Source organism: Flavobacterium nitrogenifigens (assembly GCF_003254565.1).
Taxonomy (GTDB): Bacteria; Bacteroidota; Bacteroidia; order Flavobacteriales; family Flavobacteriaceae; genus Flavobacterium; species Flavobacterium nitrogenifigens.
This window is the reverse complement of sequence record NZ_QJRI01000174.1, coordinates 139,949-165,433: the sequence shown is the minus strand read 5'-3', so window position 1 is coordinate 165,433 and position 25,485 is coordinate 139,949. Positions and strand designations below refer to the sequence as shown.

Annotated in this window: 27 protein-coding genes; 9 read left to right on the top strand and 18 right to left on the bottom strand. The window is 34.1% G+C overall.

The features are described 5' to 3' along the window. The first annotated feature begins 104 nt into the window (after positions 1-104). The 3 genes from DM397_RS11825 to DM397_RS11815 all read left to right on the top strand — a co-directional run bounded on the left by DM397_RS11825 (position 105) and on the right by DM397_RS11815 (position 2,062). A complete protein-coding gene (locus DM397_RS11825; RefSeq protein ID WP_111377732.1) occupies positions 105-746 on the top strand; it encodes a DUF1579 domain-containing protein in 642 nt (213 codons plus the stop codon). A 162-nt stretch (positions 747-908) separates the two neighbouring features. Beyond that, positions 909-1,355, top strand: a complete 447-nt coding sequence (locus DM397_RS11820) for a GNAT family N-acetyltransferase (protein ID WP_111377731.1) — start codon at positions 909-911, stop codon at positions 1,353-1,355. A 149-nt stretch (positions 1,356-1,504) separates the two neighbouring features. Then, positions 1,505-2,062, top strand: a complete 558-nt coding sequence (locus DM397_RS11815) for a TlpA family protein disulfide reductase (RefSeq protein ID WP_111377730.1) — start codon at positions 1,505-1,507, stop codon at positions 2,060-2,062. 3 nt (positions 2,063-2,065) lie between these two features. Here the strand turns inward: DM397_RS11815 and DM397_RS11810 are convergent, their stop codons facing one another. The 4 genes from DM397_RS11810 to rnpA form a co-directional block, all read right to left on the bottom strand. After that, on the bottom strand, positions 2,066-2,869 hold the full coding sequence (locus DM397_RS11810; protein WP_111377729.1) for an OmpA family protein: 804 nt from the start codon (positions 2,867-2,869) through the stop codon (positions 2,066-2,068). Between the two features lie 3 nt (positions 2,870-2,872). After that, complete coding sequence (locus DM397_RS11805; RefSeq protein ID WP_111377728.1) at positions 2,873-4,510, bottom strand: S41 family peptidase; 1,638 nt, start codon at positions 4,508-4,510, stop codon at positions 2,873-2,875. 2 nt (positions 4,511-4,512) lie between these two features. Further along, complete coding sequence (locus DM397_RS11800) at positions 4,513-5,346, bottom strand: DUF4349 domain-containing protein (protein ID WP_111377727.1); 834 nt, start codon at positions 5,344-5,346, stop codon at positions 4,513-4,515. A 70-nt stretch (positions 5,347-5,416) separates the two neighbouring features. Further along, positions 5,417-5,821 (bottom strand): ribonuclease P protein component, encoded by a 405-nt coding sequence (gene rnpA / locus DM397_RS11795; protein ID WP_111377726.1) that lies wholly within the window; start codon positions 5,819-5,821, stop codon positions 5,417-5,419. 125 nt (positions 5,822-5,946) lie between these two features. Here rnpA and DM397_RS11790 point away from each other — a divergent pair, with 125 nt between their 5' ends. From DM397_RS11790 to DM397_RS11780, 3 genes are all read left to right on the top strand, one after another. Beyond that, positions 5,947-6,693 carry a lysophospholipid acyltransferase family protein gene (locus DM397_RS11790; protein ID WP_111377725.1) on the top strand — a complete coding sequence of 249 codons (747 nt, stop codon included), beginning with the start codon at positions 5,947-5,949 and terminating at the stop codon, positions 6,691-6,693. Positions 6,694-6,738: 45 nt separating this feature from the next. After that, positions 6,739-7,734, top strand: coding sequence for an acyl-ACP desaturase (locus tag DM397_RS11785; RefSeq protein WP_111377724.1), 996 nt, complete (start codon positions 6,739-6,741; stop codon positions 7,732-7,734). A gap of 167 nt (positions 7,735-7,901) precedes the next feature. Then, complete coding sequence (locus tag DM397_RS11780) at positions 7,902-8,555, top strand: HD domain-containing protein (protein WP_111377723.1); 654 nt, start codon at positions 7,902-7,904, stop codon at positions 8,553-8,555. Positions 8,556-8,621: 66 nt separating this feature from the next. Here DM397_RS11780 and DM397_RS11775 read toward each other — a convergent pair whose 3' ends face one another. From DM397_RS11775 to DM397_RS11755, 5 genes are all read right to left on the bottom strand, one after another. Next, positions 8,622-9,545 carry an alpha/beta fold hydrolase gene (locus DM397_RS11775; protein ID WP_111377722.1) on the bottom strand — a complete coding sequence of 308 codons (924 nt, stop codon included), beginning with the start codon at positions 9,543-9,545 and terminating at the stop codon, positions 8,622-8,624. Positions 9,546-9,683: 138 nt separating this feature from the next. Next, positions 9,684-9,809 carry a FeoB-associated Cys-rich membrane protein gene (locus DM397_RS11770; protein ID WP_085949274.1) on the bottom strand — a complete coding sequence of 42 codons (126 nt, stop codon included), beginning with the start codon at positions 9,807-9,809 and terminating at the stop codon, positions 9,684-9,686. 6 nt (positions 9,810-9,815) lie between these two features. Continuing rightward, a complete protein-coding gene (gene feoB / locus DM397_RS11765; protein WP_111377721.1) occupies positions 9,816-11,915 on the bottom strand; it encodes a ferrous iron transport protein B in 2,100 nt (699 codons plus the stop codon). Beyond that, complete coding sequence (locus DM397_RS11760) at positions 11,915-12,154, bottom strand: FeoA family protein (RefSeq protein ID WP_111368256.1); 240 nt, start codon at positions 12,152-12,154, stop codon at positions 11,915-11,917. Before DM397_RS11760 ends, feoB begins: the two co-directional genes overlap by 1 nt. Positions 12,155-12,257: 103 nt before the next feature. Continuing rightward, positions 12,258-12,923 (bottom strand): SCO family protein, encoded by a 666-nt coding sequence (locus tag DM397_RS11755; protein ID WP_111377720.1) that lies wholly within the window; start codon positions 12,921-12,923, stop codon positions 12,258-12,260. A 226-nt stretch (positions 12,924-13,149) separates the two neighbouring features. On the opposite strand from DM397_RS11755, the gene DM397_RS11750 reads away from it, so the two are divergent. Beyond that, positions 13,150-15,207 (top strand): M13 family metallopeptidase, encoded by a 2,058-nt coding sequence (locus DM397_RS11750; RefSeq protein ID WP_111377719.1) that lies wholly within the window; start codon positions 13,150-13,152, stop codon positions 15,205-15,207. Positions 15,208-15,467: 260 nt separating this feature from the next. Here the strand turns inward: DM397_RS11750 and DM397_RS11745 are convergent, their stop codons facing one another. Both DM397_RS11745 and hemB read right to left on the bottom strand, forming a co-directional pair. Further along, complete coding sequence (locus tag DM397_RS11745; protein WP_111377718.1) at positions 15,468-15,866, bottom strand: c-type cytochrome; 399 nt, start codon at positions 15,864-15,866, stop codon at positions 15,468-15,470. A 1-nt stretch (position 15,867) separates the two neighbouring features. Next, complete coding sequence (gene hemB, locus DM397_RS11740; protein WP_111377717.1) at positions 15,868-16,863, bottom strand: porphobilinogen synthase; 996 nt, start codon at positions 16,861-16,863, stop codon at positions 15,868-15,870. 264 nt (positions 16,864-17,127) lie between these two features. On the opposite strand from hemB, the gene DM397_RS11735 reads away from it, so the two are divergent. Both DM397_RS11735 and DM397_RS11730 read left to right on the top strand, forming a co-directional pair. Beyond that, a complete protein-coding gene (locus DM397_RS11735) occupies positions 17,128-17,760 on the top strand; it encodes a hypothetical protein (RefSeq protein WP_111377716.1) in 633 nt (210 codons plus the stop codon). 4 nt (positions 17,761-17,764) lie between these two features. Continuing rightward, entirely contained in the window at positions 17,765-19,642 is a 1,878-nt protein-coding gene (locus tag DM397_RS11730) for a hypothetical protein (RefSeq protein WP_111377715.1), read from the top strand. A gap of 147 nt (positions 19,643-19,789) precedes the next feature. Here DM397_RS11730 and DM397_RS11725 read toward each other — a convergent pair whose 3' ends face one another. The 7 genes from DM397_RS11725 to hemE all read right to left on the bottom strand — a co-directional run bounded on the left by DM397_RS11725 (position 19,790) and on the right by hemE (position 25,466). Continuing rightward, positions 19,790-20,686 carry a fructose bisphosphate aldolase gene (locus DM397_RS11725; RefSeq protein WP_111377714.1) on the bottom strand — a complete coding sequence of 299 codons (897 nt, stop codon included), beginning with the start codon at positions 20,684-20,686 and terminating at the stop codon, positions 19,790-19,792. A gap of 82 nt (positions 20,687-20,768) precedes the next feature. Then, on the bottom strand, positions 20,769-21,707 hold the full coding sequence (locus tag DM397_RS11720; protein ID WP_111377713.1) for a DUF4421 family protein: 939 nt from the start codon (positions 21,705-21,707) through the stop codon (positions 20,769-20,771). A 143-nt stretch (positions 21,708-21,850) separates the two neighbouring features. After that, positions 21,851-22,756, bottom strand: coding sequence for an oxygen-dependent coproporphyrinogen oxidase (hemF, locus tag DM397_RS11715; protein ID WP_111377712.1), 906 nt, complete (start codon positions 22,754-22,756; stop codon positions 21,851-21,853). Beyond that, the gene (locus DM397_RS11710) at positions 22,753-23,298 is read right to left on the bottom strand and encodes a GNAT family N-acetyltransferase (RefSeq protein ID WP_111377711.1); all 546 of its coding nucleotides are present in this window, start codon (positions 23,296-23,298) and stop codon (positions 22,753-22,755) included. Before DM397_RS11710 ends, hemF begins: the two co-directional genes overlap by 4 nt. A 1-nt stretch (position 23,299) precedes the next feature. Continuing rightward, on the bottom strand, positions 23,300-23,677 hold the full coding sequence (locus DM397_RS11705; protein ID WP_111377710.1) for a hypothetical protein: 378 nt from the start codon (positions 23,675-23,677) through the stop codon (positions 23,300-23,302). Positions 23,678-23,680: 3 nt separating this feature from the next. Next, on the bottom strand, positions 23,681-24,358 hold the full coding sequence (locus DM397_RS11700) for a hypothetical protein (RefSeq protein ID WP_111377709.1): 678 nt from the start codon (positions 24,356-24,358) through the stop codon (positions 23,681-23,683). 82 nt (positions 24,359-24,440) lie between these two features. Further along, the gene (hemE, locus tag DM397_RS11695) at positions 24,441-25,466 is read right to left on the bottom strand and encodes a uroporphyrinogen decarboxylase (protein ID WP_111377708.1); all 1,026 of its coding nucleotides are present in this window, start codon (positions 25,464-25,466) and stop codon (positions 24,441-24,443) included. Between the last annotated feature and the right edge of the window lie 19 nt (positions 25,467-25,485).

The following is a 25,485-nucleotide window of genomic DNA, read 5'->3' as shown; positions in this document are numbered from 1 at the left end:
TAAGTCGCCAAAGCATATCAACTTGAAACATGAAACCTGAAACAAAATAAAACAAACAAATTTTTTCGTACTTTTATTCATAACAAACATAAAAACAAATAGTTATGAAAAAATTAACCGCAACCTTAGCAATAATAACTTTGTGTTTTATTTCTTGTAAAAAAGAAGTGAAAGAAGAAGCAGCAACTCCAGTAGCAACAGATTCTGTTAAAACGGAAGAGCCTGTTACCGAAGCACCATTAGATTCGGCAGCGCAGATGAAAGCCTGGCAGGAATATGCAGCGCCTGGAAATCCTCATAAAATACTGGCCGATGAAGTGGGGACATGGAATTGCGATATGACATTTTGGTCTGATGCAAATGCAAAACCTGAAAAAGAAACTTCTGTAGCCGAAATCAAAATGATTTTAGGCGGACGCTTTCAAGAAGCAATTTATAAAGGTACCATGATGGGGCAGCCTTTTGAAGGTAAAGCCACTGTAGGTTATAATAATGCTACTAAAGAATACATCTCCACATTTATTGATAATATGGGAACTGGAATGATGATTAGTAAAGGTAAGTATAATGAAAGCACCAAGAGTATTGATTTTAATGGAGAAATGGCTGATCCAGTAACGGCAAAAAATACCAAGTATAGAGAAGTCTACACTATTGTGGACGCTAAAACTCGAAAAATGGAAATGTTCGATACAAAAAACGGAACCGAATATAAAAGCATGGAAATCGTAATGACTAAAAAATAATTTTCTATTTAGGTTTAAAGAAACAAAGATGCAAAGGCACAAAGGTTTATTTCTGCGAGATATAACTTTGTGTCTTTTGCAATTTCTACAAGAAACTTTAGCGCAACTAAAAAATAATATAACTTAGCGCTTTCATGCCTTTGTGGCAAAAAATAAGCAAGAATGGAATTAAAATGGAAAATAAAGCCTTTTGAGGCATTAACTGTTCATGAGTTATACGATTTGCTCAAACTGAGAAGTGAAATCTTTGTAGTAGAGCAAAACTGCGTTTATTTGGATCTTGACAGTAAAGACAAGAAAGCTTTACACCTAATTGGAGAGTTTGAAGGTAAAATTGTAGCCTATTCGCGTTTATTTGATGTCGGAATTAGTTTTGATAACGCTTCGATCGGAAGAGTTACTGTAGATGCCAATTACAGAGATAGAAAATGGGGACATGAATTAATGCGTGAAGCCATAGCTGGAATTAAATCTAATTTCGGAAAAGATAAAATTACCATTGGAGCACAGTTGTATCTAAAGAAATTTTACGAAAGCCACGGTTTTGTCCAAACTAGCGAAATGTATTTGGAAGATGATATTGAGCATATAGAAATGATCCGAGAATGATTTTTTATACAAAAACACATCAAGTAAAATTTTATTCTCGCGTTAGCATTGAATTTTAAAGGCTTGCGAGCTTTTTCGTTTTTTTAGCCTCATATAGAATTATTCTTTTAATTTGATTTTTGTTTATTTTTAGAAATAAAAAATCAAATATGAAAAAGACTTTCTTATTGTTCTTCGTTTTATTGTTGTCAAGTAAAACCTTTAGTCAGTTAAAACTGAAAGTAGGAGACAAAGCGCCTAAAATTAATATAACAGATTATCTTCAGAATACCCCAAAGGATAAAAACTTGGAAGATAAATATATTTTATTGGAGTTTTGGGCGACTTGGTGCACGACCTGTTTAGCAGAAGTTCCAAACCTTAATATGATGCAAGAAAGGTTTAAAGACAGAACAAATTTAGTTTTTATTTCCATTACATATGAATCTCCAGAAAAAACAAAAAAGACATTAGAAAGAGTAAAGTTTAATTCTATAGTTGTAAGCGATCAAACTAAAAAAGCATTAAACGATTTTGTTGTCGAAAATGAGCGTGGAGGTTATTCAATTCCTAAAACATTTTTAATTGATAATAAAGGAATTGTAAGATGGATTGGACAGCCCTATACTTTAAATGATATTGTAATTAATAAATTTTTGAAAGGAGAAGAAATTTTAGAATCCGATAATACAGTTTCAGAAATGCCTGCACCACCAACTTTTAAATAAAATTTAGATTTTAGTAATCACAAACTCCACTCGTCGATCGTAATTATCACCTTTTCCTAACGGATATCGATTGCCGCATCCAATATAAGTCATGCGGCTTTTGGATACTTTTTTGGATATTAAATAATGGAAAACAGTTTTGGCGCGGTTCCAGGAAAGCCTTCTTTCTTTGGTATCTCTATCAATTCCGTCGCTATAAATTTCAGGAGTACAGCACACATGCCCTCTAATTTCAAAATTCAGACTTCTGTGTTTTTGGAGTATGAGTGCAATTTTATCCAGTTCTTTTTTAGAATTGCTGGTAAGTTTAGCGCTTCCAATATCAAATAAAATAGACTCGAGATATATTTTGTCGCCTACTTTTAAATTGTCTTTGAAAGAAGTGTAAACTCCTTTTCCAAAACTATTTTTCTTAACGACAATCAAATCAACCCGCCGATTTCGAAGACGTGTTTCATACAGATTCTCTACTGTGTCTGTTTTTACAACAACACGTCCCTTTCCTTCAAGAATTACAATTTTACTCTGGTTGAATCCCTTTTTTACTAATAGATTCTGAATCGTATTGGCCCGATTGTTAGACAATCTAAAGTTATATTCATCATTTCCACGATCATCACAATAGCCATAAATCTGTATAGACTCTACTTTAGAAGTGTCTATGTTTTTTATAAAGTTAGAAACTACACTGATTTGTTTTTCTGTCAAATCATATTTGTCAAACTCAAAATAAATTGTTTCAACAGGTTTTTGCTGTGCGTTTACTGTATAAAATGAAAAAAGAATCAGGGCTAGAGTTATCTTCATTCACTACATTTTTAAAATCGTCTTATATTCTGTCTGATTATTTAATACGCTAACTGCTCTTTTAATTTCTGAATTGTTTTTTAAATAATACTGATACAAACCTTCTTGATATTGATATCTTTTGATCAACTCTTCCAAAATCATGTTTTTGATTTCTTTTTGGTTTTTGTCCAGTAAAGTAGTTTCGCTTTTTTCTAAAGCATTCAACAATTGCTGATATTCGGCAGTAATGGTCTCGTCTATTTTTTCTTTTTTAGCTGCAGCTAAAGTATTTTTCAAAGCCACTTCGGTTTCAGTATCAAAAGTGAGTTTGTTTGTTTTCAGATATTGTTTGAAAGCCGTATAATCAGCATCGGTCAAAGTCGGAATCTTATCTCCTAAATTTGGATTTTTGTAATAATACGTTGTTGCATAGTCAAAAACACCATCGTTTTTAATTAAAGCAGTGGCAATAGCACTTGTTTTAGTTTCTTCCAATTCAATATCTGGTAAAACTCCTCCGCCATCATAAACTGTTCTTCCTTTTCTGGTTTTAAAAGCATTGAAGTTTTTAGCATCAGTTTTCTGAGCCACACCATTTTTATCTTTATGCGCATAATCCAAAGCCTGAATACATCTGCCAGAAGGCGTATAATATCTAGAAATAGTAACTTTCAATTGCGTCCCATAAGTTAAATCAACAGAACGCTGTACTAGACCTTTACCAAAACTTCTGCTTCCTAAAATTACGGCACGATCCAAATCTTGTAAAGCACCCGAAACAATTTCAGAAGCCGAAGCACTTCTTCCGTTCACTAAAATTGCTAACGGAATTTCAGTATCAACTGGTTCTTTCTGTGTTTTATAAGTATTATTATGTTTTTCAATTCTAGATTTAGTCGTTACAATTACTTCATTCTTTGGAACAAACAAATTACAGATATCAATGGCTTCATTTAATAAACCTCCAGGATTGCCTCTCAGATCCAAAACGATTTGTTTGGCTCCATCGGCTTTTAGTTTCTCAAGAGCATCTTTAACTTCGGCTGAAGCTTTTCTGCTGAAATGCGCTAAAACAATATAACCAGTTTTATCATCAATTTTTCCGTAAAAAGGAACTGATTTGATATCTACTTCATCCAAAACTAAAACCGTAGTACTTGGTTTTCCCTGACGAAGATATTTGATATTGATTTTTGTGTTTTTTGTTCCTTTCAATAATTGAGAAGCATCATCCTTAAAATCGGCAATTAAAACATCTCCAATCTGAATGATTTCATCACCAGCTTTTAGTCCAGCTTTATCGGCGGGATAATTTTTATAAGGTTCACGTACAACCAAACGGTCATTTTTTCTAGAAATCAAAGCGCCGATTCCAGTATATTCTCCAGTATTATTGATTTTAAAGTTGACAACATCTTGTTCATTAAAATAAACCGTATAGGGGTCTAAACTTCCCAACATACTCTTGATGGCCTTATCCATCAAATCACCAGGATTGGTTTCGTCTACATAATTGGTGTTTACGGCTTTAAACAAAGTCGTGAAAATTTCGATTTGTTTGGCAATTTCAAAAAAATCTTCTCTAAAACTGGTTCCAACAAACAACATTCCCGCCGCAGCGACTGGTATAATAAATTTCTTTTTGAAATACGGATACATGATTATTCTTTTTTTCTTCTTTTTAATCTTCTTCTAATAAAATAGGCAAATACACAAAATAGGATAACAAACGGCCAAACGCTGATTAACGATATTAAAAAATCGGATAAACTAAAGAATCCAGATTTAATTGCGTTCCAGATTTTTGAGCCATAGGATATTTTAATACCTTCTTTTTCAGGTGTCTTTTTGTAAAAGTCAATGGTGACTGTGCTTTCGGAAACACGACTTTCTAAATATTTAAGCTGACCTTCTTTCGATTCTATTTCTTCGCGGATAGCCGAAATCTGTTTTTCAATTTCTAAAATCTCACTGACTTTAGTCGCTTTCTGTAAGATCTGTAAATAACGTTCTTCGAGTTTTTTCTTAGTATTTAATCTTGAAGTTAAATCAATAAATTGTTCTGTTACATCTTCTGCAGATATATTTTTAACTTCAAAATACGAAACTCCTTTTGAAACATTATTTATAAAACGATCAAAATTCTGGCTAGGTACTTTTATAGTAAGGCTTCTGTAAACACTGTTGTAATCTTTCCCTTCAGAATCGTTTATGACTCTTGCCTTGTTGTCTGAAACCGCTTTTTGAATTTGATTGTAAGTGTTTTCTAAATTATCTGTTTCAAATCGGAGGGATCCCTGTTTGATTATTTTCTGTGGAATCTTAGTTGTTGAAGATTCAGTTAAATCTTGATCTTTTCTATTAGACTCACTCGCTCCAGCAGGTGGTGGTGGAACCATAACAGCGCTTACTGCAACATCATGACTCTCAGCGTCAGATTTACTGCAACCAGAAAACATTAAAAATAAAACAGATAAAAAGAAAAGTTGACGCATAAAATTTCAATTTAGAGCTAAAACTACGATTTTTTTGTCTAATTTGAATAATAATCTTACGTTTTGAAATTTACGCTTCTGTTTTTGTATCAGAATCTTGAGGTTTGTTGATTTGGGCCGAAAATTTCTCAAACAATTGAATCATTTTAGTATTGATTTCTTCGTAGGATAAACGGTCTTTAGTCTGATAAAAAAGCATGATTGAATACGGCTGATCCAAGTTATCTAAAAGTAAATGTTTGTTCAATCGATAGGTTTCTCTCAGAACTCTTTTGAAGTAATTTCGATCAACGGCTTTCTTAAAATATTTCTTAGAAACCGAAACGCCAATCTTGGTTTGTTCTTCAGAATTTGCTTCCGCTTGACGGTAAACCAAACGAAGCGGATATTTGGATACTGATTTTCCTTCAGAAAACAGTAAACCAATTGTTGTTTTGCTTTTTAAACGTTCGTTTTTAGGGTAAGTAAAGTTCATTTAATTCAGAAAAAATTTGCAAATTCTAGTGCAAAGGTACAATTAAACCAGAAAAACGGTTATTGTTTTCAATTTTAATAAGTCTAAAAATATATTTACTACTTTTGCGCATTAATTTTTGAAGCATGGAAAAAATTATTTCTTATCCGCTATCGGTAATTTACTATTTATTATTTGGTTTATGTTTGGCTGTTTTTCATCCAATTCAGTGGATTTGTTTAAATGTTTTTGGTTACCAGGCTCACAAAAAAAGTGTTGATTATTTAAATTTCTGCCTTTTAAAATGTACTAATCTTGTTGGAACAAGGTATACAATTGAAGGTGTGGACACGGTTCCAAAGGGTGCGCCAATTATTTTTGTGGCAAATCACCAAAGTATGTACGATATCGTGGCAATGATTTGGTATTTTAGACGTTTTCATTGTAAATTTGTAAGTAAGAAGGAGTTAGGCAGTGGAATTCCGAGTGTTTCTTATAATTTGAAATACGGAGGATCTGTCTTAATTGACCGAAAAGACCCTAAACAAGCGATACCCGTTATTAAAGGCTTGTCTGAATATATCGAAAAAAACACTAGATCTGCCGTAATCTTTCCAGAAGGGACAAGAAGTAAGACAGGAGTACCAAAAGAATTTGCGCAAAGCGGTTTAAAAATTTTATGCAAATATGCACCATCTGCATACGTTGTACCGGTTAGCATCAATAATTCTTGGAAAATGGTAAAGTTTGGTTTTTTTCCTGTTGGTTTAGGAAATCACCTCAAGTTTACAGCGCATAAAGCTTTGGCTGTTAAAGATTACAAATTTGAAGAGCTGATGGAGATTACTGAAAAAGCAGTTAAAGAAGGAATAAATGAATATAAACAAGTTTAAGTTTTAGTCCGAGCTAAAACGTACAACTCAAATCTATAATAAGTAATGTCTATAAAAAACATTAGATTAGAAGTAATGCAGTTTTTGGAAAAAAACGTGGATAGCTTCGTTGAACAGTATTTAATTCCAGTGGAAAAAATTTGGCAGCCGTCGGATTTCTTACCAAATTCTCAAGGAGAAAACTTCTTTGAAGAGGTAAAAGAATTGCGCGAAATTGCTAAAGAACTTCCTTACGATTTCTGGGTTACTCTTGTTGGAGATACCATTACAGAAGAAGCTTTGCCTACATATGAGTCATGGTTGATGGATGTTGAAGGAATAGATCAGCAAGAAGGAAGTCAAGGAAACGGCTGGGCTAAGTGGGTAAAACAATGGACTGGTGAAGAAAACCGTCACGGAGATCTTTTAAATAAATACTTGTATTTGTCTGGTCGTGTAAACATGCGTGAAATCGAAATGACAACACAGCATCTTATCAACGACGGTTTTGATATTGGAACTGGAACTGACCCATACAAAAACTTTGTGTACACTAGTTTCCAAGAATTAGCAACTTATGTTTCGCACAATAGAGTAGCTCAGATAGCTAAGAAATTTGGCGATAATAAATTGTCTAAAATGTGTAAAATGATTGCAGGTGATGAAATGCGTCACCACCATGCATATAGCGAATTTGTAACTAGAATTTTCCAAGTTGATCCAAGCGAAATGATGTTGGCTTTTCAATACATGATGAAGCAGAAAATCGTTATGCCGGCTCACTTCTTGAGAGAATCTGGCCAAAAAATCAGCACTGCTTTTGAGCAGTTTTCTGATTCAGCGCAACGTATTGGAGTTTATACTGCAAACGATTATGTTGAAATCATGCAGAAATTAATCAACAAATGGGAGATAGATAAAATCTCTAATCTGACTGATGAAGCAGAAAAAGCACGTGATTATTTGATGAAATTGCCTGCAAGAATGGCTAAAATCTCTGAAAGAATCGTTATTCCACAAGAATCGCACATTTTTAAATGGGTTGAACCAGCGAGACTTTAAATTTTAGATTTTAGAATGTAGATTTCAGATTCTTGATTGGAATTTGGAGTTTATAATATTTGAAATTTGAAAAAAGCAACATTGTTGCTTTAAAACATATTTGTTGATTGTTGGAGATTTAGAATCTTTAGCAATCAACATTTTTTATAAACCGTAAAAACTTCTGTATGAACGATGCAGCATTAATTATTAAAACCATTGCTTTTGTAAAAGAAAAACTTAACGATGCCGAAGGCGGACATGATTGGTTTCATATTGAACGTGTTTACAAAAATGCGCTGCTGATTGCAAAGGAAACAGAATGTGATCTTACCATTGTACAATTAGGGGCATTATTGCATGATATAGCCGATAGCAAATTTCATAATGGAGATGAAACTATTGGTCCAAAAACAGCAAGAGCGTTTTTAGAGGCCGAAAATGTTTCTGAGGAGATAATTGCCCACGTTGTCAATATCATTGAAAATATCTCTTATAAAGGCGGAAATTTTGAAAGAAAGTTCTCTTCTGTCGAGTTGGATGTTGTTCAAGATGCCGATCGTTTAGATGCAATTGGCGCCATTGGTGTTGCTAGAGCGTTTAATTACGGCGGATTTAAGAACCGAGCTTTACACAATCCAGAAATTGCCCCAGTTACCACTATGACAAAAGAGGAGTATAAAAAGAACAGCGCTCCAACCATTAATCATTTCTACGAAAAGCTTTTACTTTTAAAAGATAAAATGAATACCGAAAAAGGAAAAGAAATCGCAGCTGAAAGGCATCGTTTCATGGAAACTTTTCTTGCCCAGTTTTATGCAGAGTGGGAAGGATTGAAGTAGATTTTCTTTCGATTATAAAAATAAAAAACGGCTCTACATTGGAGCCGTTTTTATTTGAGATGATTTTTAATTCTTAGAAGCAAGTACAAATTTCTGAATGGTATTTTTAAATTCCTTATTCTGTTCATAATACAAAATATGTCCACCCTTAATAATCTTGACTTCTTGGTTTGGGAATTTAAACAGACGATAATGTTCTGGACCAATATTGTTGTCCTTTGTTCCTGAAATTATAAGTGTTGGAACTTTAATAGAAGCTGTTTCTTTAGTAAAATCACTAAAATATAACGGACCACTTAACGCATGTTGCGCAAACGAAGAATTTCTTTTTTCGCTAGTATCAATGCTATCTAGTTTTTCGACATTTACTATATTATCTGACAGCATTTTGTAATCTAGATCAGCTTTTTTAATTTGCTGTTTAGCTTCAAAAAAAGTATTTAGTATTGAATCCTTGCTTTTTACAGGGAAATCTTTTCCAAGAGTTTTACCCATAAAAGCAATTTGATTAAGAAGAGAATCGTTTATGTCAAGAGTAGCATTCAATAAAATTAAACCTTTTACATGTTGAGGGTATTTTTCAGCATATTTAGTGGCTAAAATTCCTCCGAAAGAATGCCCAATTACAAATACCTTATCAGTTTTAAGATGAGCCCGAATTTCTTCAATATCATCAATCATTCTGTCCATGCCGTAATTATTATCTGCTGGAGACCCAGATCTACCACATCCTCTTTGGTCGAAATAGCACATCGTTAATTTATCTTCAAGTACATTTCCGCCAAATTCCTCAAAAGATTTGCTCCATGCACCAGGACCGCCATGAACAAAAATACAGACATCACCTTTTCCTGAAACTTTTAGAAACAAAGGAACTCCATCTGAGGTAGTAAATGAATTATTAGTAGTTTGTTTTGAATTTGCACCTTGACAATATCCATTGAAACTTAAACATAAAAAGAAAAATAGAAAAGAGGCTTTTTGTATCATTTTTTAATAATTTGAAGAGCTAAAATTATCAAATTTTAATGAAATGGTAGAGAAAAGAAAAGCTTCAAATAGAAATTTAAATTCTACTTGAAGCTTTTCACTTTGTAACTATGAACCTTTGCGACTTTGTCCCTTTAATCAAGAACATCCACAATCAGTTCCGCCTCCGCAGTCTTTTTTCTTTTTCGATTTAAAGAAGAACTTTTTGATCAAAAAAGCAACTGCAAATCCTAATATGGCAAAGGCTATTATTTCTTGAAACATGACTTTTTATTTTAAAAGTTGATACGCAATTAATGCGGTTAAATAAGCTAGACCGCTCATGAAGACTAACTGCATTGCTGGCCATTTCCATGAATTGGTTTCTTTTTTTGTAATCGCCAATGTACTGGCGCATTGCATTGCAAAAGCATAAAACAGTAGCAACGAAATTCCGGTGGCAAAGTCAAATACTTTCTTTCCGGTATCTGGACGAACTTCTGCCTGCATTTTGCTTTTTATGGTCGATTCGTTATCTGTATCTCCAACACTATAAATGGTTGCCAATGTTCCAACGAAAACTTCGCGGGCAGCAAAAGAACTGATTAACGCGATTCCGATTTTCCAATCGTAACCTAAAGGCTGAATTACAGGCTCAATTGTTCTTCCCATTAAACCTATATACGAATTTTCTAGTTTTTGAGAATTAACTTCATTTTCAAATTGTGTTTCATCTAGAGTTGTGTTGGCAAATCTTTCTTTGACGATTGTTTCGGCTTCATTAAATTCTTTTCCTGGACCGTAAGAAGCCAAGAACCATAAAATAACCGATATTGCCAAGATGATTTTACCTGCGCCAACAACGAAGGCTTTTGTTTTTTCTACCACATTGATTCCAACATTTTTCAAAAGTGGCATTTTATAACTTGGCATTTCAACAACAAAATACGTTTTTGATTGCAGTTTTAAAACTTTATTCAAAACGTAAGCTGATAAAATGGCCATGAAAAACCCTAAAACATAAAGAGACATAAGGGTTAATCCTTGAAGATTTAAAACTCCAAAAATACGTTTGCTTGGAATGACAAGCGAAATGATAATCGCATAAACAGGTAATCTTGCCGAACAAGTCGTGAATGGCGTTACTAAGATCGTAATAAGACGTTCTTTCCAGTTTTCGATATTTCTTGTTGCCATAATTGCTGGAATCGCGCAGGCAGTTCCTGAAATTAAAGGCACAACACTTTTTCCTGAAAGCCCAAATCGGCGCATGATTTTATCCATCAAGAATACGACACGACTCATATAACCGCTTTCTTCCAAAATAGAAATGAACAAAAACAAGAACGCAATCTGCGGAATAAAAATAATTACGCCGCCAATTCCTGGAATAATTCCCTGCGAAAGCAAATCGGTCAAAATACCGCTTGGCAATTCTGCCGCAACCCAGCTGCTTAAAGAAGCAAAAGTGCTGTCAATGAAATCCATAGGAATAGTGGACCAGCTGAAAATTGATTGGAAAATCAAAAATAAAATGGCAAAGAAAATAACGTAACCAAAAACCTTATGCGTTAAAACTCGATCTAATTTGGCACGAACGTCTTTTGCCATCGAAGCATCAATCTTTAAGCCTTCTTTTAAAACATCATTGATGAACTGATATCTTTTGATGGTCTCTTTTTGCTGTAAGCGCTTTAACTCTGAATGTGATTTGGTAAAAGTGCTTCGGATTTCGTTTCGGTCTAAATTCAAGAAATTGACATCTTGCGTTATTACCAGCCACAATTTGTACATCAATTGATTTGGAAATGCCTTTTGCAATTTTGCAAAATATTCAGGGTCAATTACAGAAGCATTTAAGCATGGTTCGTGTGGAATTGTTTTATGAGAAACAATTAGTTCTTTTAATTCTTCAATTCCTAAGCCTTTTCGCGAACTTACTAAAGCAATTTTCGTTTTTAGTTTTTCTTCTAAATACGGAATGTCCAAAGAAATTCCTTTGCGCGCCATACGGTCAGACATGTTGATGACCAAAATCGTCGGGATTTCAAGATCTTTTATCTGTGTGTAAATCAGTAAATTTCGTTTCAGATTTTCGACATCTGTTACGACAACTGCTACATCTGGGTATAATTTATCGTTTTTGTTTAATAAAAGTTCGATTACTACACTCTCGTCCATCGAACTGGCATTCAAACTATATGTTCCTGGTAAATCTAGAATATTGGCTTTAACATTATTAGGCAGCTTGCAAAAGCCCATTTTTTTCTCAACCGTAATTCCAGGGTAATTTCCAACTTGCTGGTTAAGGCCTGTTAATTGATTAAAAACAGAGGTTTTTCCAGTATTTGGATTCCCGATAAGGGCAACATTGATATTTTGAACACTCATTACAAATTGGTTTTGATAAGTTCAACTTCAATTTCACGAGCTGTTTCAATGCGTATTGCAACATGAGAACCATTAATGTCTAAATATAACGGATCGCCAAAAGGAGCAACTTGCAATAATTCAACTAAGCTGCCAGGGAGACAACCCATTTCTAATAATTTTAGTGGAACAAGATCGATATCAAAATCTTTGATAATGGCTTTTTCGCCTTTTTTCAGAGTGTGTATTGTATTTTGCAAGCTTATTTAGATTGAATTTAGATTGCAAAAGTAGGCAATTATTCTTTATTTCAAGGCATTTAACACTTCCACAAATGCTAAAAGTTTCTAAAAATAAGGGATTTTACTCCTGAGATAGGAATTCGATGTCTTCCAAAAGGCGTTTTACGTCTTCTTTGTTTGTTCCGTCATAAAAACCTCTAACGCGACGCTTTTGATCAACCAAAACAAAATTCTCGGTATGCACCATATCATATAGCTGATCTGGTCTTCCCATTTTTACTGCCAAATAAGATTTTCTGGCCATTTTGTAGATTTCTTTTTTATCGCCTGTAACCAGATTCCATTTACTGTCTACAACGCCATATTTAATAGCGTAGGCTTTTAAAACAGAAACACTATCAACTTCTGGAAAAACAGTATGCGAAAGCAGCATTACTTTCGGATTATTTAAAACCGCTTTTTGAACATCAACTAAATTGGTTGACATTTTCGGGCAAATCGATCCGCAGGTTGTGAAGAAGAAATCGGCAACATAGATCTTTCCTTCATAATTTTTCTGGGTAATGGTATCGCCATTTTGGTTGATGAAAGAAAAATCGGCAATGGTGTGGTATTTGCTTTTATATTGGACTGTACTGTCAACCAATTCAGGATTTACATCAGCGGGATTGTAAATCGGAAGTGTCTTTTTAGGTTTCAGTGCAGAATAAAACAAAGATATCGTAACAACCGAAAACACTATTAATACAATGAAGAATTTGCGGTATTTATATAAAAGCGATTTCATAAAAATAATTTGGCGCAAAAATACAAAAAGCAGATTCTAAAAACTTTACTGGATTATTTTTTTAACAGCCTTTTGTAACTTTTACCAGTATCTGTAGACATATACCTCAATGTTTAAGTTCTATTTGTGAAATTTATCTGTCTTTTTGACTGTACAGTTAGAATTTTAACACAATTTTTAAAATAATAACAATATGTTTGTATTTTCCCTTAAACTATAATTTTTTATGAAAAAACAATTTGCTAAACCTGTGTTTGGTGTGATATCTGCAATGTTTGCCATAACTGCAGCTCAAGCTCAAACAGCGCCAAAAGAGCCAGGTATTAATGTATCTTACATGGATACGAAAATCAGCCCAAGTCAGGATTTTTTCAAATATGTAAACGGCACTTGGCTGGAAAAAACAGAAATTCCGAGCGATCGTACGACATGGGGGAGTTTTAATGAACTAATTAAAAGAACCGACAAAGATGTGATGGCGGTTTTAAAAGAAGCTTCTAAAAATCCGAAATATAAATCGAATACAGATCAGGGAAAAGCGGTTAACTTATTTAATACTTACTTAGATTCTATCGGAAGAAATAAGAAAGGAATTGAACCTTTAAAACCATATCTGAAAAAAATCGATGCAATTAAAAGTATTGCTGATGTTCAGAAATATTTGGTTGAAATGGAAAAAGAAAGCAATGCTGGATTTTTCGGAATTTACATCGGAGCTGATGATAAAGACAGCTCTATAAATTCTGTAAATTTAGGCCCAAGCCAATTAGGACTTCCAGATAAGGACTATTATACTTCCGATGACAAAGATTCTAAAGAAAAACGTGCGAAATACGAATTGCATGTGGCAAGAATGCTTCAGTTTATTGGAGAGTCTCCAGAAAAAGCAAAACAAAGCGCAGCTGAGGTTTTGGCTCTTGAAACAGAATTATCAAAACCGAGATTGAACAGAGTTGAAAGAAGAGACAGCCGTTTGCAATATAATCCGATGACAATTGCTGAACTTCAAAAATTAACTCCAGCCATTAAATGGAATGAATATTTTGCTGGTTTAGGAATTACTAAATTAGAAACTGTAATTGTAAACGAGCCTAAATATATGACGGCTTTGGAAACTGTTTTCAAGGAAAATAAAGTAGCACAATGGAAAGAATACCTGAAATGGGATTTGATTAACAATGCTGCAGGTAAACTGACAACCGAAATTGATAATGCTAATTTTGATTTTTACAGCAAAACATTAAGAGGGGCAATAAAACAGCTTCCTGCTGAAGAAAGAGCGCTTAATGTCGTTAACGGAAATGTTGGTGAAGCTCTTGGAAAGCTTTATGTAGAAAAAGTTTTTCCAGCTGAAGCTAAAACTAAAGCGATCGATATGATTCATAATGTTATTACGGCTTACCAAAATCGTATAAACAATTTAAGCTGGATGTCTAAAGATACTAAGGCAAAAGCAATCGAAAAGCTGAATAAAATAACTATTAAAGTTGGATATCCTGATAAATGGAAAGATTACTCGGCTTTAGAAATTAAAAGCATTGCAGAAGGAGGAAGCTATTTTGAGAATTCTAAAAGCTTAGCGTTATGGAGATTTAAGAAAAGCGTAGAGAAATTGTCTAAACCAGTTGATAAAACAGAATGGCATATGTCTCCGCAAACTGTAAATGCGTATTATAATCCATCTTACAACGAAATTGTATTTCCAGCTGCGATCTTACAGCCGCCTTTCTACAATTATCAAGCTGACGAAGCAGTTAATTATGGTGGAATTGGTGCCGTAATTGGACATGAGATCTCTCACGGATTTGATGATTCTGGTGCACGCTATAATGCTGAAGGAAATTTAGTGGATTGGTGGACAGAAGATGATTTGAAACAATTTACAACTTTAGGAAACGACTTAGCAAATCAATATAGTGCTCTTGAGCCATTGCCAGGCATTCATGTTGATGGTCATTTTACGTTAGGTGAAAATATTGGAGATTTAGGCGGAATTAATGCTGCATTTGACGGTTTGCAATTGTATTTGAAACAACACGGAAATCCAGGTTTAATTGACGGATTTACGCCAGAACAGCGTTTCTTTATTTCTTGGGCTACAGTTTGGAGAACAAAATCTAGAGATGAAGCAATCAAAAATCAAGTAAAAACAGATCCGCACTCTCCTGGAATGTACAGAGCTTATGTGCCAATTCAGAATGTTGATGCTTTCTACAAAGCTTTCGATATTAAGAAAGGCGATAAAATGTATGTTGAACCAGAAAAACGAGTTAAAATCTGGTAATATATTTTAATGATAAAAAAGGCGGTTCCGATATTCGGAACCGCCTTTTTTGCTTTACTATGTTTAGATAATCAAACGATGTTCCGTAGGAACATTTCATCGGTAGAAAAAATATTGACGACCCATTTTTTACGTTCCGTAGAAACGTGTGATTTTGACGTAAATTTTAACCATCCAGCATATCAAACGTTCCTACAGAACGTAAATGGTTAATAACATAATTTTCTACCGACAAAATGTTCCTACGGAACATCTTGTAATTATTTTAAATTACTGTAGATGTAAGCTTCAATTGCTTTTAATTCTTCATCAGACATTGCTTGAGTTATGGCAAAATTGGTTTTCATAACTTCAAACTGACTTGGATCTACAATTGGTTCTGCATTTCCTTTTAAGAAAGTAACAATGTTGCCATTTTTGTCTTTGTAGATTTTGGCAATTTCCTTAATGCTTGGTCCAACTACCTTTTGATCGGGCTGATGGCATGCAAAACAGTTTCCTGTGCTTTCAAATATTTGTTTTCCTAGTTCTTCTGGACTTTTGGCCTTCGCCGATTCGCCTTCAGAAACAGATTCGGTTGCTGCGTTTGTCGGCTCAGAAGTTTCTTTTTTACAAGAAGCAAAAGCTAAAACAGCAGATAAAAATAAGATCTTTTTCATTTTATTTCTTTAAAAGTATTGCTGCTTCTTTAGCAAAATAAGTAGAAATAAGATTAGCGCCCGAACGTTTGATGCACATTAATTGTTCCATCATAATTTTATCATGATCAAGCCATCCTCTTTCAGATGCCGCTTTAATCATAGCATATTCTCCAGAAACCTGATAAACGGTTACAGGAACATGTACAGTATTTTTTATTTCGCGAACAATATCCAAATAAGCAATTCCTGGTTTTACCATTACCATGTCTGCACCTTCTTCCACATCAGACAACGCTTCTTTGATTGCTTCGATACGATTCGCATAATCCATTTGGTATGTTTTTTTGTCTTTTGGAACAACCACATCAGCTTCTTTTGGAGCAGAATCTAAAGCATCTCTAAACGGACCATAAAAAGCTGAAGCATATTTAGCAGAATAACTCATGATTCCCACATTCTGAAATCCTGCCGCATCCAAACCTTCGCGAAGGCGCAAAACGCGTCCGTCCATCATATCGCTTGGAGCAACAAAATCGGCACCAGCTTCTGCGTGCGAAACGGCCATTTTTACTAAAGCATCAACTGTGCTGTCGTTTTCTACATCGCCATTTGTTATAATTCCGTCATGACCATAAATAGAATACGGGTCCAAAGCCACATCTGGCATAACGATCATTTCTGGACAAGCCGCTTTTATGGCACGAATAGCCTGCTGCATTAACCCATCAGGATTCCAAGCTTCTTTTCCAGTATTGTCTTTTAGATTTTCGCTAACTTTTACATAAATATTTACGGCGCGAATTCCTAAATCAAAAAGTTCTTTTACTTCTTCAACGGTTAAATCTATAGATCTTCTGAAAATTCCAGGCATCGACGGAATTTCGACTTTTACATTTTCGCCTTCAGCAATAAACATTGGAAACATAAAATCCGATGGACTTAAGCTGGTTTCGCGTACTAAAGAACGAATCGATTCATTTACTCTTAATCTTCTGCCTCTTTGTAATGGGAACATATAAATTTAGATTTTAGATTTTAGATTTCAGATTTTAACCTGAATTTGAAAACAGATTGATAAATCCTTATTCTAAAATTGAAGTTGTTTTTTAATTTTTTGAAGTTTATCTCATTTTTTAATGAGTGGCGCAAAGTTAAAGAAAAAGGAACAAAATAAGGCTTTTAGCTTGCTGTAGAATCCGTTAATATTATCTAAAAATTTAGATTTTTATTGTTTGAGTGAAAGCATGGTTTTTCAGAATATTCCATCTAAATTTGTAAAATGAAGAAAATTCTCGCTTTATTTTGCTGTCTGCTCTTAACAAGCTGTTTTGAGATTACAGAAAGAATCAAACATCACGATGATCAAAGTGGCGAATATACGTTGATGATCGACTTTTCGAAATCTTGGTTCAAAACCAAATCGGCCATTTGGCTGGAAGAAGTTGATGGCGTTAAAATTCCGAACGAACAAGAAATTACACAGAAATTGGAAGATTTTAAATCTAAAGCTGTAAAAATTGACGGAATCTCAAATGTAACAACCAAAACAGATTTTCAGAATTACGTTTTCATTATCAAACTTAATTACACGAACCTAAAAGCATTAAATGCTGTTGTCAATACGATAAACAATCAGCGTGATCAGATTCACTTTAGCGGAAGCGGCAAAACTTTTGAAAGAATTGCATCTTATCCAGTTCCTGAAAAAGTGGTAAATGACCCAAAGAAAAAGAAAGATCTAGAAGAAGCTAACATCATCGCCATTTATAGTTTTGATAAAGATATTGTGGCTGTAGATAATGCAAACAGCAAAATTTCAAAAAATAAAAAAACGGTTTTTTTAAAGCAAAGTATGTACAGCGTATTTAAGAAATCGACTTTAATGAATAATACCATCCAATTAACGCCTTGATTTTATGAAGCATTTTTACACTCTAATTTTTCTATTTGCCACGTATTTTACTTTTGGACAGACTAGTTCAGACAAATACGATTATTTTGTTCAGTTTAACGGAAATCAGCTTTCTAAAAAAGTCAGCATAGATGAGGTGCTGAATCATCCGATTATTACGAAGTACACGAGTAAAAAACCTGATTTTGATCTTCGTCAATATACTTCTATCATTCAATTGGACCAAAAAATTACGGTTCATGGGAATTTTTTAGATAGTGTTCCGTTTTATCAAGTTACCATTCCGATAAAAAACAAAGAAGCAGTAAGACAATATCTGATCGAAAAACAAGGAGCAAATGATAAGAATGGCACAATTGAAGAATTCGGAAAATATGCTGTTTTTACACCAAGTGGTTTAAAAAGATCATTTGTATGGAATGATAATTATTTGGTCATATTTGAATTGACAAAAAGACTTCCTAATAAATTTTATGCTTCTCCTGATGGGCCACCAGTTTTAAATGATTCGATAGGAATTTCAGAGGCGTATGAAGAAACGGTAATTGTAGATACACCGAAAGTATACGGAGTAGAAGAAGCACCAAATCCTCCAAAAATAGCAGAACCTTCTATAGTGCGTGATGAACCAATGGTAGCTGATGTGCCAGCCGGATCAGCAGAAACGACGGAACAAGATTATCTGTATGATGGAAATCCTTATGAAGAATATACAGCTGAACAAGCAGAGTTTGATAAAAAACTGGCAGAACAGCAAAGGGAAATTATAAAAGGCTTATTTGAAAATGGTTTTACAGCGCCAAGTTTTTCAAAAATAAATGCTTCAGCAGATATTTCGTCTTGGGTAAATTACAGCGGATTGATGTCTAGTTTTTATTCGTTGTATAATTATCCTCTAGCGCTATTTGGCGGTTATGATAAATACTTGCCAATGCAAAAGAATTTTGGGAATTTTATAAAAGGCATTAATCTGGATTTTTATTTTGATAATGATAATTCGCGAATTGAAGAGGTGGTTGAATATGCTCCAGAAATTGCTGCTGTTGTAAGCAAAATTAGTGATAGAAAAATCAACAAAAATATCTTTAATTATTTTCCAGCAGAAAAACCTCTAGGATACATTTCATATCATGCCAATACAAAAGCAGCACTTGAAAATTTTCCATCATTGATGTCTGAATTATTTCAGAATCCAAAATTCGCGAAAGAAGATATTACACTCATCACGGATCTTATTTCTACAATTGTTGACGAGGAAGCAACAGCAAAGCTTTTTGATGGTGATTTAAGCGCTTTTTTATACGATACGAAAGAAGTTGAGGTAATGACCAAAAAGTATGATTATGATGAGAATTATGAAGAAAAAATAACCGAAGAAAAAGTGAAAAAAGATATTCCGCTGTTTTCTGTGATTTTTACTTCTACGCATCCAACATTTGGAGATAAATTACTGCAATTGGGAGTTCGCAAAAAAGTATTGATTCCAAATGGAAATTCATACATGATTGCTGGCACGCAAGAGTATGGCGATATTTTTATAATGAAAGAGAAAGATGTAGTAATTGTTGCCAATACGAGAGATTATTTTGCAACAGGAAAAGGTTCTTTTGCCAAAGATGCTAAGAAAGACTTGAGCAAAAATTACATTTCTGGAAAATTGGATATTGCGCAAACGGTGAAAACATTTGGAAAAAATGCAAAAGATTCAGAATTGGATCGAATGACTAAAATTTCATCTCAGTTTTCAGATATTTCTATAGAATCTGCAAAAAAGCTAATTGACAATAAATTGAAATTTGTTTTTAAACTAAACTCTTTTAAGTCTGATAAGAACATTATTCTACAGACATTAGATCTGGCAGAAGAAATGACTTCTAAATAATTGAAAAAGAAAATCCCTGAGCAATACTGTTTCAGGGATTTTTTTTATTTAATAATAATTCATTCCGTAGGAATGTTTCATCGGTAGAAAAAAATTGACGGCACCATTTATTTACGTTCCGTAGGAACGTTTGGTTATCTCGGTTTGCTAAGTAATTGAAGCCAGATAAATACCTTTGATGGTTTCTTTTAATTCAGCATTAAAATCTTCATCAGATTGACCAGCGGTAAGTCCCTCAGACAATGCCCGTGAAAAACTGGCAATCAATCCGTGGTTTTGTGAGAGCTTTTGATTTGCTTCTTCACGAGAGTATCCGCCAGAAAGTGCTACGACACGAACTACATGAGGATCAGAAATAAGATCTTTGTAAAAATCGCTTACAGTCGGAATTGAAAGTTTCAGCATTACTTTTACCTCTTTATCCAATAAATGAAGCTGTTTTTGAATTTCTTCTTTCAGAATCTCTTCCGATTTTTCTTTATCAGGACTGTAAATATCAACTTCGGGTTCTATAATTGGGATTAAACCTTTGCTGAAAATTTGTTTTCCTATTTCAAATTGCTGAGCAACGACATCACGTATCCCTTTAGGATTAGCTTCTTTAACGACAGAACGCATTTTAGTTCCAAAGATATTGCGGTCTACAGCCCGATCTAACAATTCATTTAAGCCAGAAATGGGTTTCATTAGTTGTACGCCATTTGCAAGATCTGCAAGTCCTTTGTCTACTTTCAAGAACGGAATAATATGTTTTTTCTCCCATAAATAATCTGCTGTCCATTGTCCGTCTATTTTGCGATCCATTGTATTTTCGAACAAAATAGCACCGAGAATGTATTGGCTGTCAAAAGCAGGACTTTTAATAATTCTAGTTCTCATTTCATGTACTAGAGTGTACATTTCTTCATCATTTGAATATTGATTTTCTTCAACGCCATATTGCGATAATGCTTTTGGCGTGCTGCCACCGCTTTGGTCAAGTGCTGCGATAAATCCTTTTCCAAATTGCATGAGATTTAATTGTTCTGTGTTCCTATTTCCCATAATAATGAATTTTAGTTTTTCATAAATCTCTGTAATTTAAGCATTTTTATTGTGCTTGCGGTTTATTTCAGATTAAGATTTCCTACAGTCCGATTTTTTCATTGACCTTATCGTAAACTTCTTTTACTTTTTTCGGAGGGTCAAATCGGTAACCAATAGACAATTTTAGAGTAGAAATATTATCATTCAATCGCGGATCGACTTTATCATCTTGTGCAAAACCTATTGTGTTAAGACTTGCAAAACCAAAAAAACGATCTTTGTTATAAGCCAGTTTCAAATTGAAGTCGGCCTGATATAAAGCGGAGGTTTCTTTATCAATAATATTAAGTCCGCCTCCCAAAGCAAGTCCGGCACCAATTAAAATCCGATCACTGATTACGAAATTGTAAAAATAGGAGGGCGCCAGCGTTATAACATAAATATCTCCAGGAGACGAGTCGGGAGTGTTTAGGTCTAAATTGGTGTAATAAAACGAGAAAGTCGGGATAAAACTACCAGAACTTTTGGTCTGCCATTCATTTTGACTTACCAATGTTCTAAAAGAGAATTTTTCATTGAAAACGTAAGAAGTCGATCCGCCAATTTTTGTCGTACGCATACGAGGCAACTGAGCAATAATATTGTCATCACTAATATAAAATCCTTTTTGATTGATAAAAGTGAACGATTGCATCCATTTTTTTAAATAAAAACGTGTGTTGAAATTAAAGTTTTTGGAATGAGAATCACCTTTGTTCTGACTTAAAAATTTGGGAGCAAAACCAATTGTAATATCAATGATTTTGTAGTTTAATGTAAAACCTATTTGTTCTCTTCGATTCGGAATTAGATTTACATATGTTTTCGTATCGGTATTATCTGAAGCAATCTGAAAACTATTGGAAGTATCTAAATAATAAATACTGGCAGTAATTTTATCATTGTATGATTTAAAATATGGGTTTTGCAGGGAATCATTTTGGGCAAAACATCCAAAAATGTTGATAAAGAATGTGGCGTAAATTAGTGCTAAACGCATAGAAACATAGTTTTAGATAATTTGAAAAGACGTTTAATTTAAATAATCCACACATCTAGCTATGTGAAAAAATACAATTTTCTAAAATCACCTCTAAGATAGGTCTTTAAATCTATGTTTCTATGTGTTAATTAAATTTTAGGTTACGAAATCCACTCACGCGGATTTGCCAATACATCGATCAATTTTTCTTCTTCGCTTCCAACTTCTGGATGATGATCGTACACCCATTGAACATGCGGAGGCAAACTCATCAAAATACTTTCGATTCTTCCGTTAGTTTTTAAACCGAATAAAGTTCCTTTATCGTGAACCAAGTTAAACTCAACATAACGACCACGACGGATTTCTTGCCAAGTTCTTTGTTCTGGAGTATAAGGAAGATTTTTTCTTTTTTCTGCAATTGGCACATACGCTTCAAGGAAACTATTACCCACTTCGGTTACAAAGTTGTACCAATTTTCCATTGACATTTGATCATTTGCTTTGCAATAATCAAAGAATAAACCGCCAAGTCCACGGGCTTCATTTCGGTGTGCGTTCCAAAAATACGAATCACATTGTTTTTTGTATTTTGGATAAAACTCAGGGTTGTGTTTATCGCAAGCTGTTTTACACGTTTGATGAAAGTGAATTGCATCTTCTTCAAATAAATAATAAGGCGTTAAATCCTGTCCGCCGCCAAACCATTGTTCGATCACATTTCCTTTTTCGTCATACATTTCGAAATATCGCCAATTGGCATGCACGGTAGGAACCATTGGGTTTTTCGGGTGAATCACTAAGCTTAATCCGCAAGCGAAGAAATCTGCTTCGCCAACGCCAAACATTTTTTGCATCGTTTCAGGAAGTTTTCCGTGAACAGCCGAAATGTTGACACCGCCTTTTTCGAAAACCGTTCCGTTTTCAATAACGCGAGTTCTTCCGCCACCGCCTTCTGGACGTTTCCATAAATCTTCACGGAATTTTGCAGTTCCATCAACAGCTTCTAATCCAGCGCAGATCTGGTCTTGTAAATTTTGTATGTATGCGTAAAATTTGTCTTTCATGGTTTAATATATTCCGATTTAAGAAGTCCGAAATAAACAGAGTTTTGCAAAGTGCCGTCACCATTTCTAAATTCGTCTCTTAAAATTCCTTCTTGTTTAAAATTATGTTTTAATGCAATTCGCTGACTTGCCAAATTAACTTCTGATGTACAGATGAAAACTTTATTAAGCTCCAATTCATTGAAACAAAAATCAAGGGCATCAGAAACCATTTTTGAGGTAATTCCTTTTCCTTGATAATCTTCATCAATAAAATATCCGAATTCACATTTAGAAATGCGATAATCGATCGTTTTCACACACAAATAACCAATCAAATCGTTGGTTTTAACATCTCGGGCATAAAAATGAAAACCGTCTTTGTTTCTCTCTTTATCGACGCTTAGCGATATGAAATTTTGAGCTTTTTCAGGAGAATCTGAATTGGCAAGAGTGACAGGAAATGTCTTTCCTATGTGAGTTTTATTTTTATCAATCAGTTTGTAGAATTCTTCGGGAAGAATAGCATCGATTCGGTCTGTTTTCCAATCTGTAAAACTCATTTTATTTGTTTTTAATTGATGAAATTTTCGAATTTATTCCGAAAGAAAAAACTTTGCTTTCTTGTTGGATGTATTGATATATTGCGAGGGCTTTTCCTAGAAAGTCAAATTGTTTCTCGGCAGAAAGGCCCATTAAAATATCAGCAAATTGTTCTTGCTGATTCCAGTCTAAATGGCATCGTTGTAAAAGCAGAATTAATTCCTCTTCTGGAATTTCAACTGTTCTTTGTAGGCTTAAGCCAAAACTTTTCAATTGTTCATCAATAAGACTTGTATCTTCAGCATTCCAAAACTTTGGGACAAAAATTAATGCATGCAAAGTTCGTAGAGTATTCTCTATTCTAATAGATTCTTCGTCTCGTAAACCTTTATTCAACATAAATTAGAATTTATTCGATTTGACAGTTGTTCGGCTGAACATTAACTTTCCAGGTTGAGAAAATTCCTTTTTTCCAAATCCTTTTATTATTCGATAAACAAAATATAAAACAGGCAAAGCATAATAAATAAATCCCATACAGATAGGCACATAAGGCTTTTCTATAAATAATCCACTCGATTTAACGGTTTGGAAATAATGTGATTTTTCTAAAAACTCATTTGTCAATCCGAATGGAGGGATTATAGAATTTCCAATGCAAACCGCTAGGATTAGGAAAAAGTAGAAAACCGCTTTGGCCGCAGATTTTCCCATTTGATATACTCTGACTTCTGGCGCTACATTTGAAAAAGCAAATCTCATTCTGTTTAGAACCGTCAGAAGATAAATATACAAAATGTTAGTATTAACTACTGATTCATTAAAAGAATAGGCAAATAATCCATAGAGCGGGAAAAACACAAAAAGCGACCACTTTTTTGGCATAACCGCCATAAAAACTCCGGAGTGAACCATTATAAACTCAAAAGCCATCAAAACTGCCAAGTCATTTATAAGACTAACCGGGTGTAATTCTGGATGCGTCCAAACCATCAAAAACACATAAGCGTAGTACGCCTGAAATCCGTATTCGATAAATGAAAACGGTGAGTTTCTGTTGAAGTTTAGGTTTGCAAGCATATTTTTGAGTTTAAAGTTTTCAGTCGCAGTTTCCAGCCTCAGAATAAAACTGAATACTGCGACCGCGACTGAAAACTAAATACTAATTCCCGTATTCCTTCACAGCGTCAATAAACGCTTTTGCGTGATCTACAGGGATATTTGGTAAAATTCCGTGACCTAAATTTACGATATATTTGTCTTTTCCGAATTCATCGATCATTTCGTGAACCATTTTCTTTATAGTCGGAATTGGAGAAAGTAATCTTGACGGATCAAAGTTTCCTTGTAAAGTGATATTTCCACCAGACAGATAACGAGCATTTCTAGCCGAACAAGTCCAGTCAACTCCTAATGCAGAAGCTTTACTTTTACCCATTTCGCCAAGAGCAAACCAACATCCTTTTCCAAAAACGATAACCGGAGTAATATCCGCTAAAGCGTCAACAATCTGGTTGATGTATTTCCATGAAAATTCTTGATAGTCAACAGGAGAAAGCATTCCTCCCCAAGAATCAAAAATCTGAACGGCATTTACGCCAGATTTTACTTTTTCTTTTAAGTATAAAATAGTTGTATCGGTGATTTTTTGTAATAAAGTATGTGCTGCAGCTGGGTTTGAGAAACAGAATCCTTTTGCAGTATCAAAACTTTTAGAACCTTTTCCTTCAACAGCATAACAGAAAATTGTCCAAGGTGAACCTGCGAAACCAATTAATGGCACTTCGTCGTTCAGCATTTCTTTAGTCAATTTCACAGCATCAAAAACATAACCTAAAGTTTCATTTACATCTGGAACATAAACTTTGTGAACATCTGCCAAAGAACGAATAGGATTTGGAATAATCGGACCCAAATTGTCTTTCAATTCTACATGAATTCCCATTGCACGAGGCACTACCAAAATATCTGAGAACAAAATTGCGGCATCTGGAGCGATTCGGCGAATTGGCTGAACTGTAATTTCAGCAGCTAATTCTGGAGTTTCGCAACGCGTAAAGAAATCATATTTATCACGAAGTTCTCTAAATTCTGGTAAATATCTTCCTGCCTGACGCATCATCCATACTGGCGGACGCTGAACTGTTTCTCCTTTTAATGCTCTTAAAAATAGGTCGTTTTTTAACATGAGTTTCTATATTTAAACC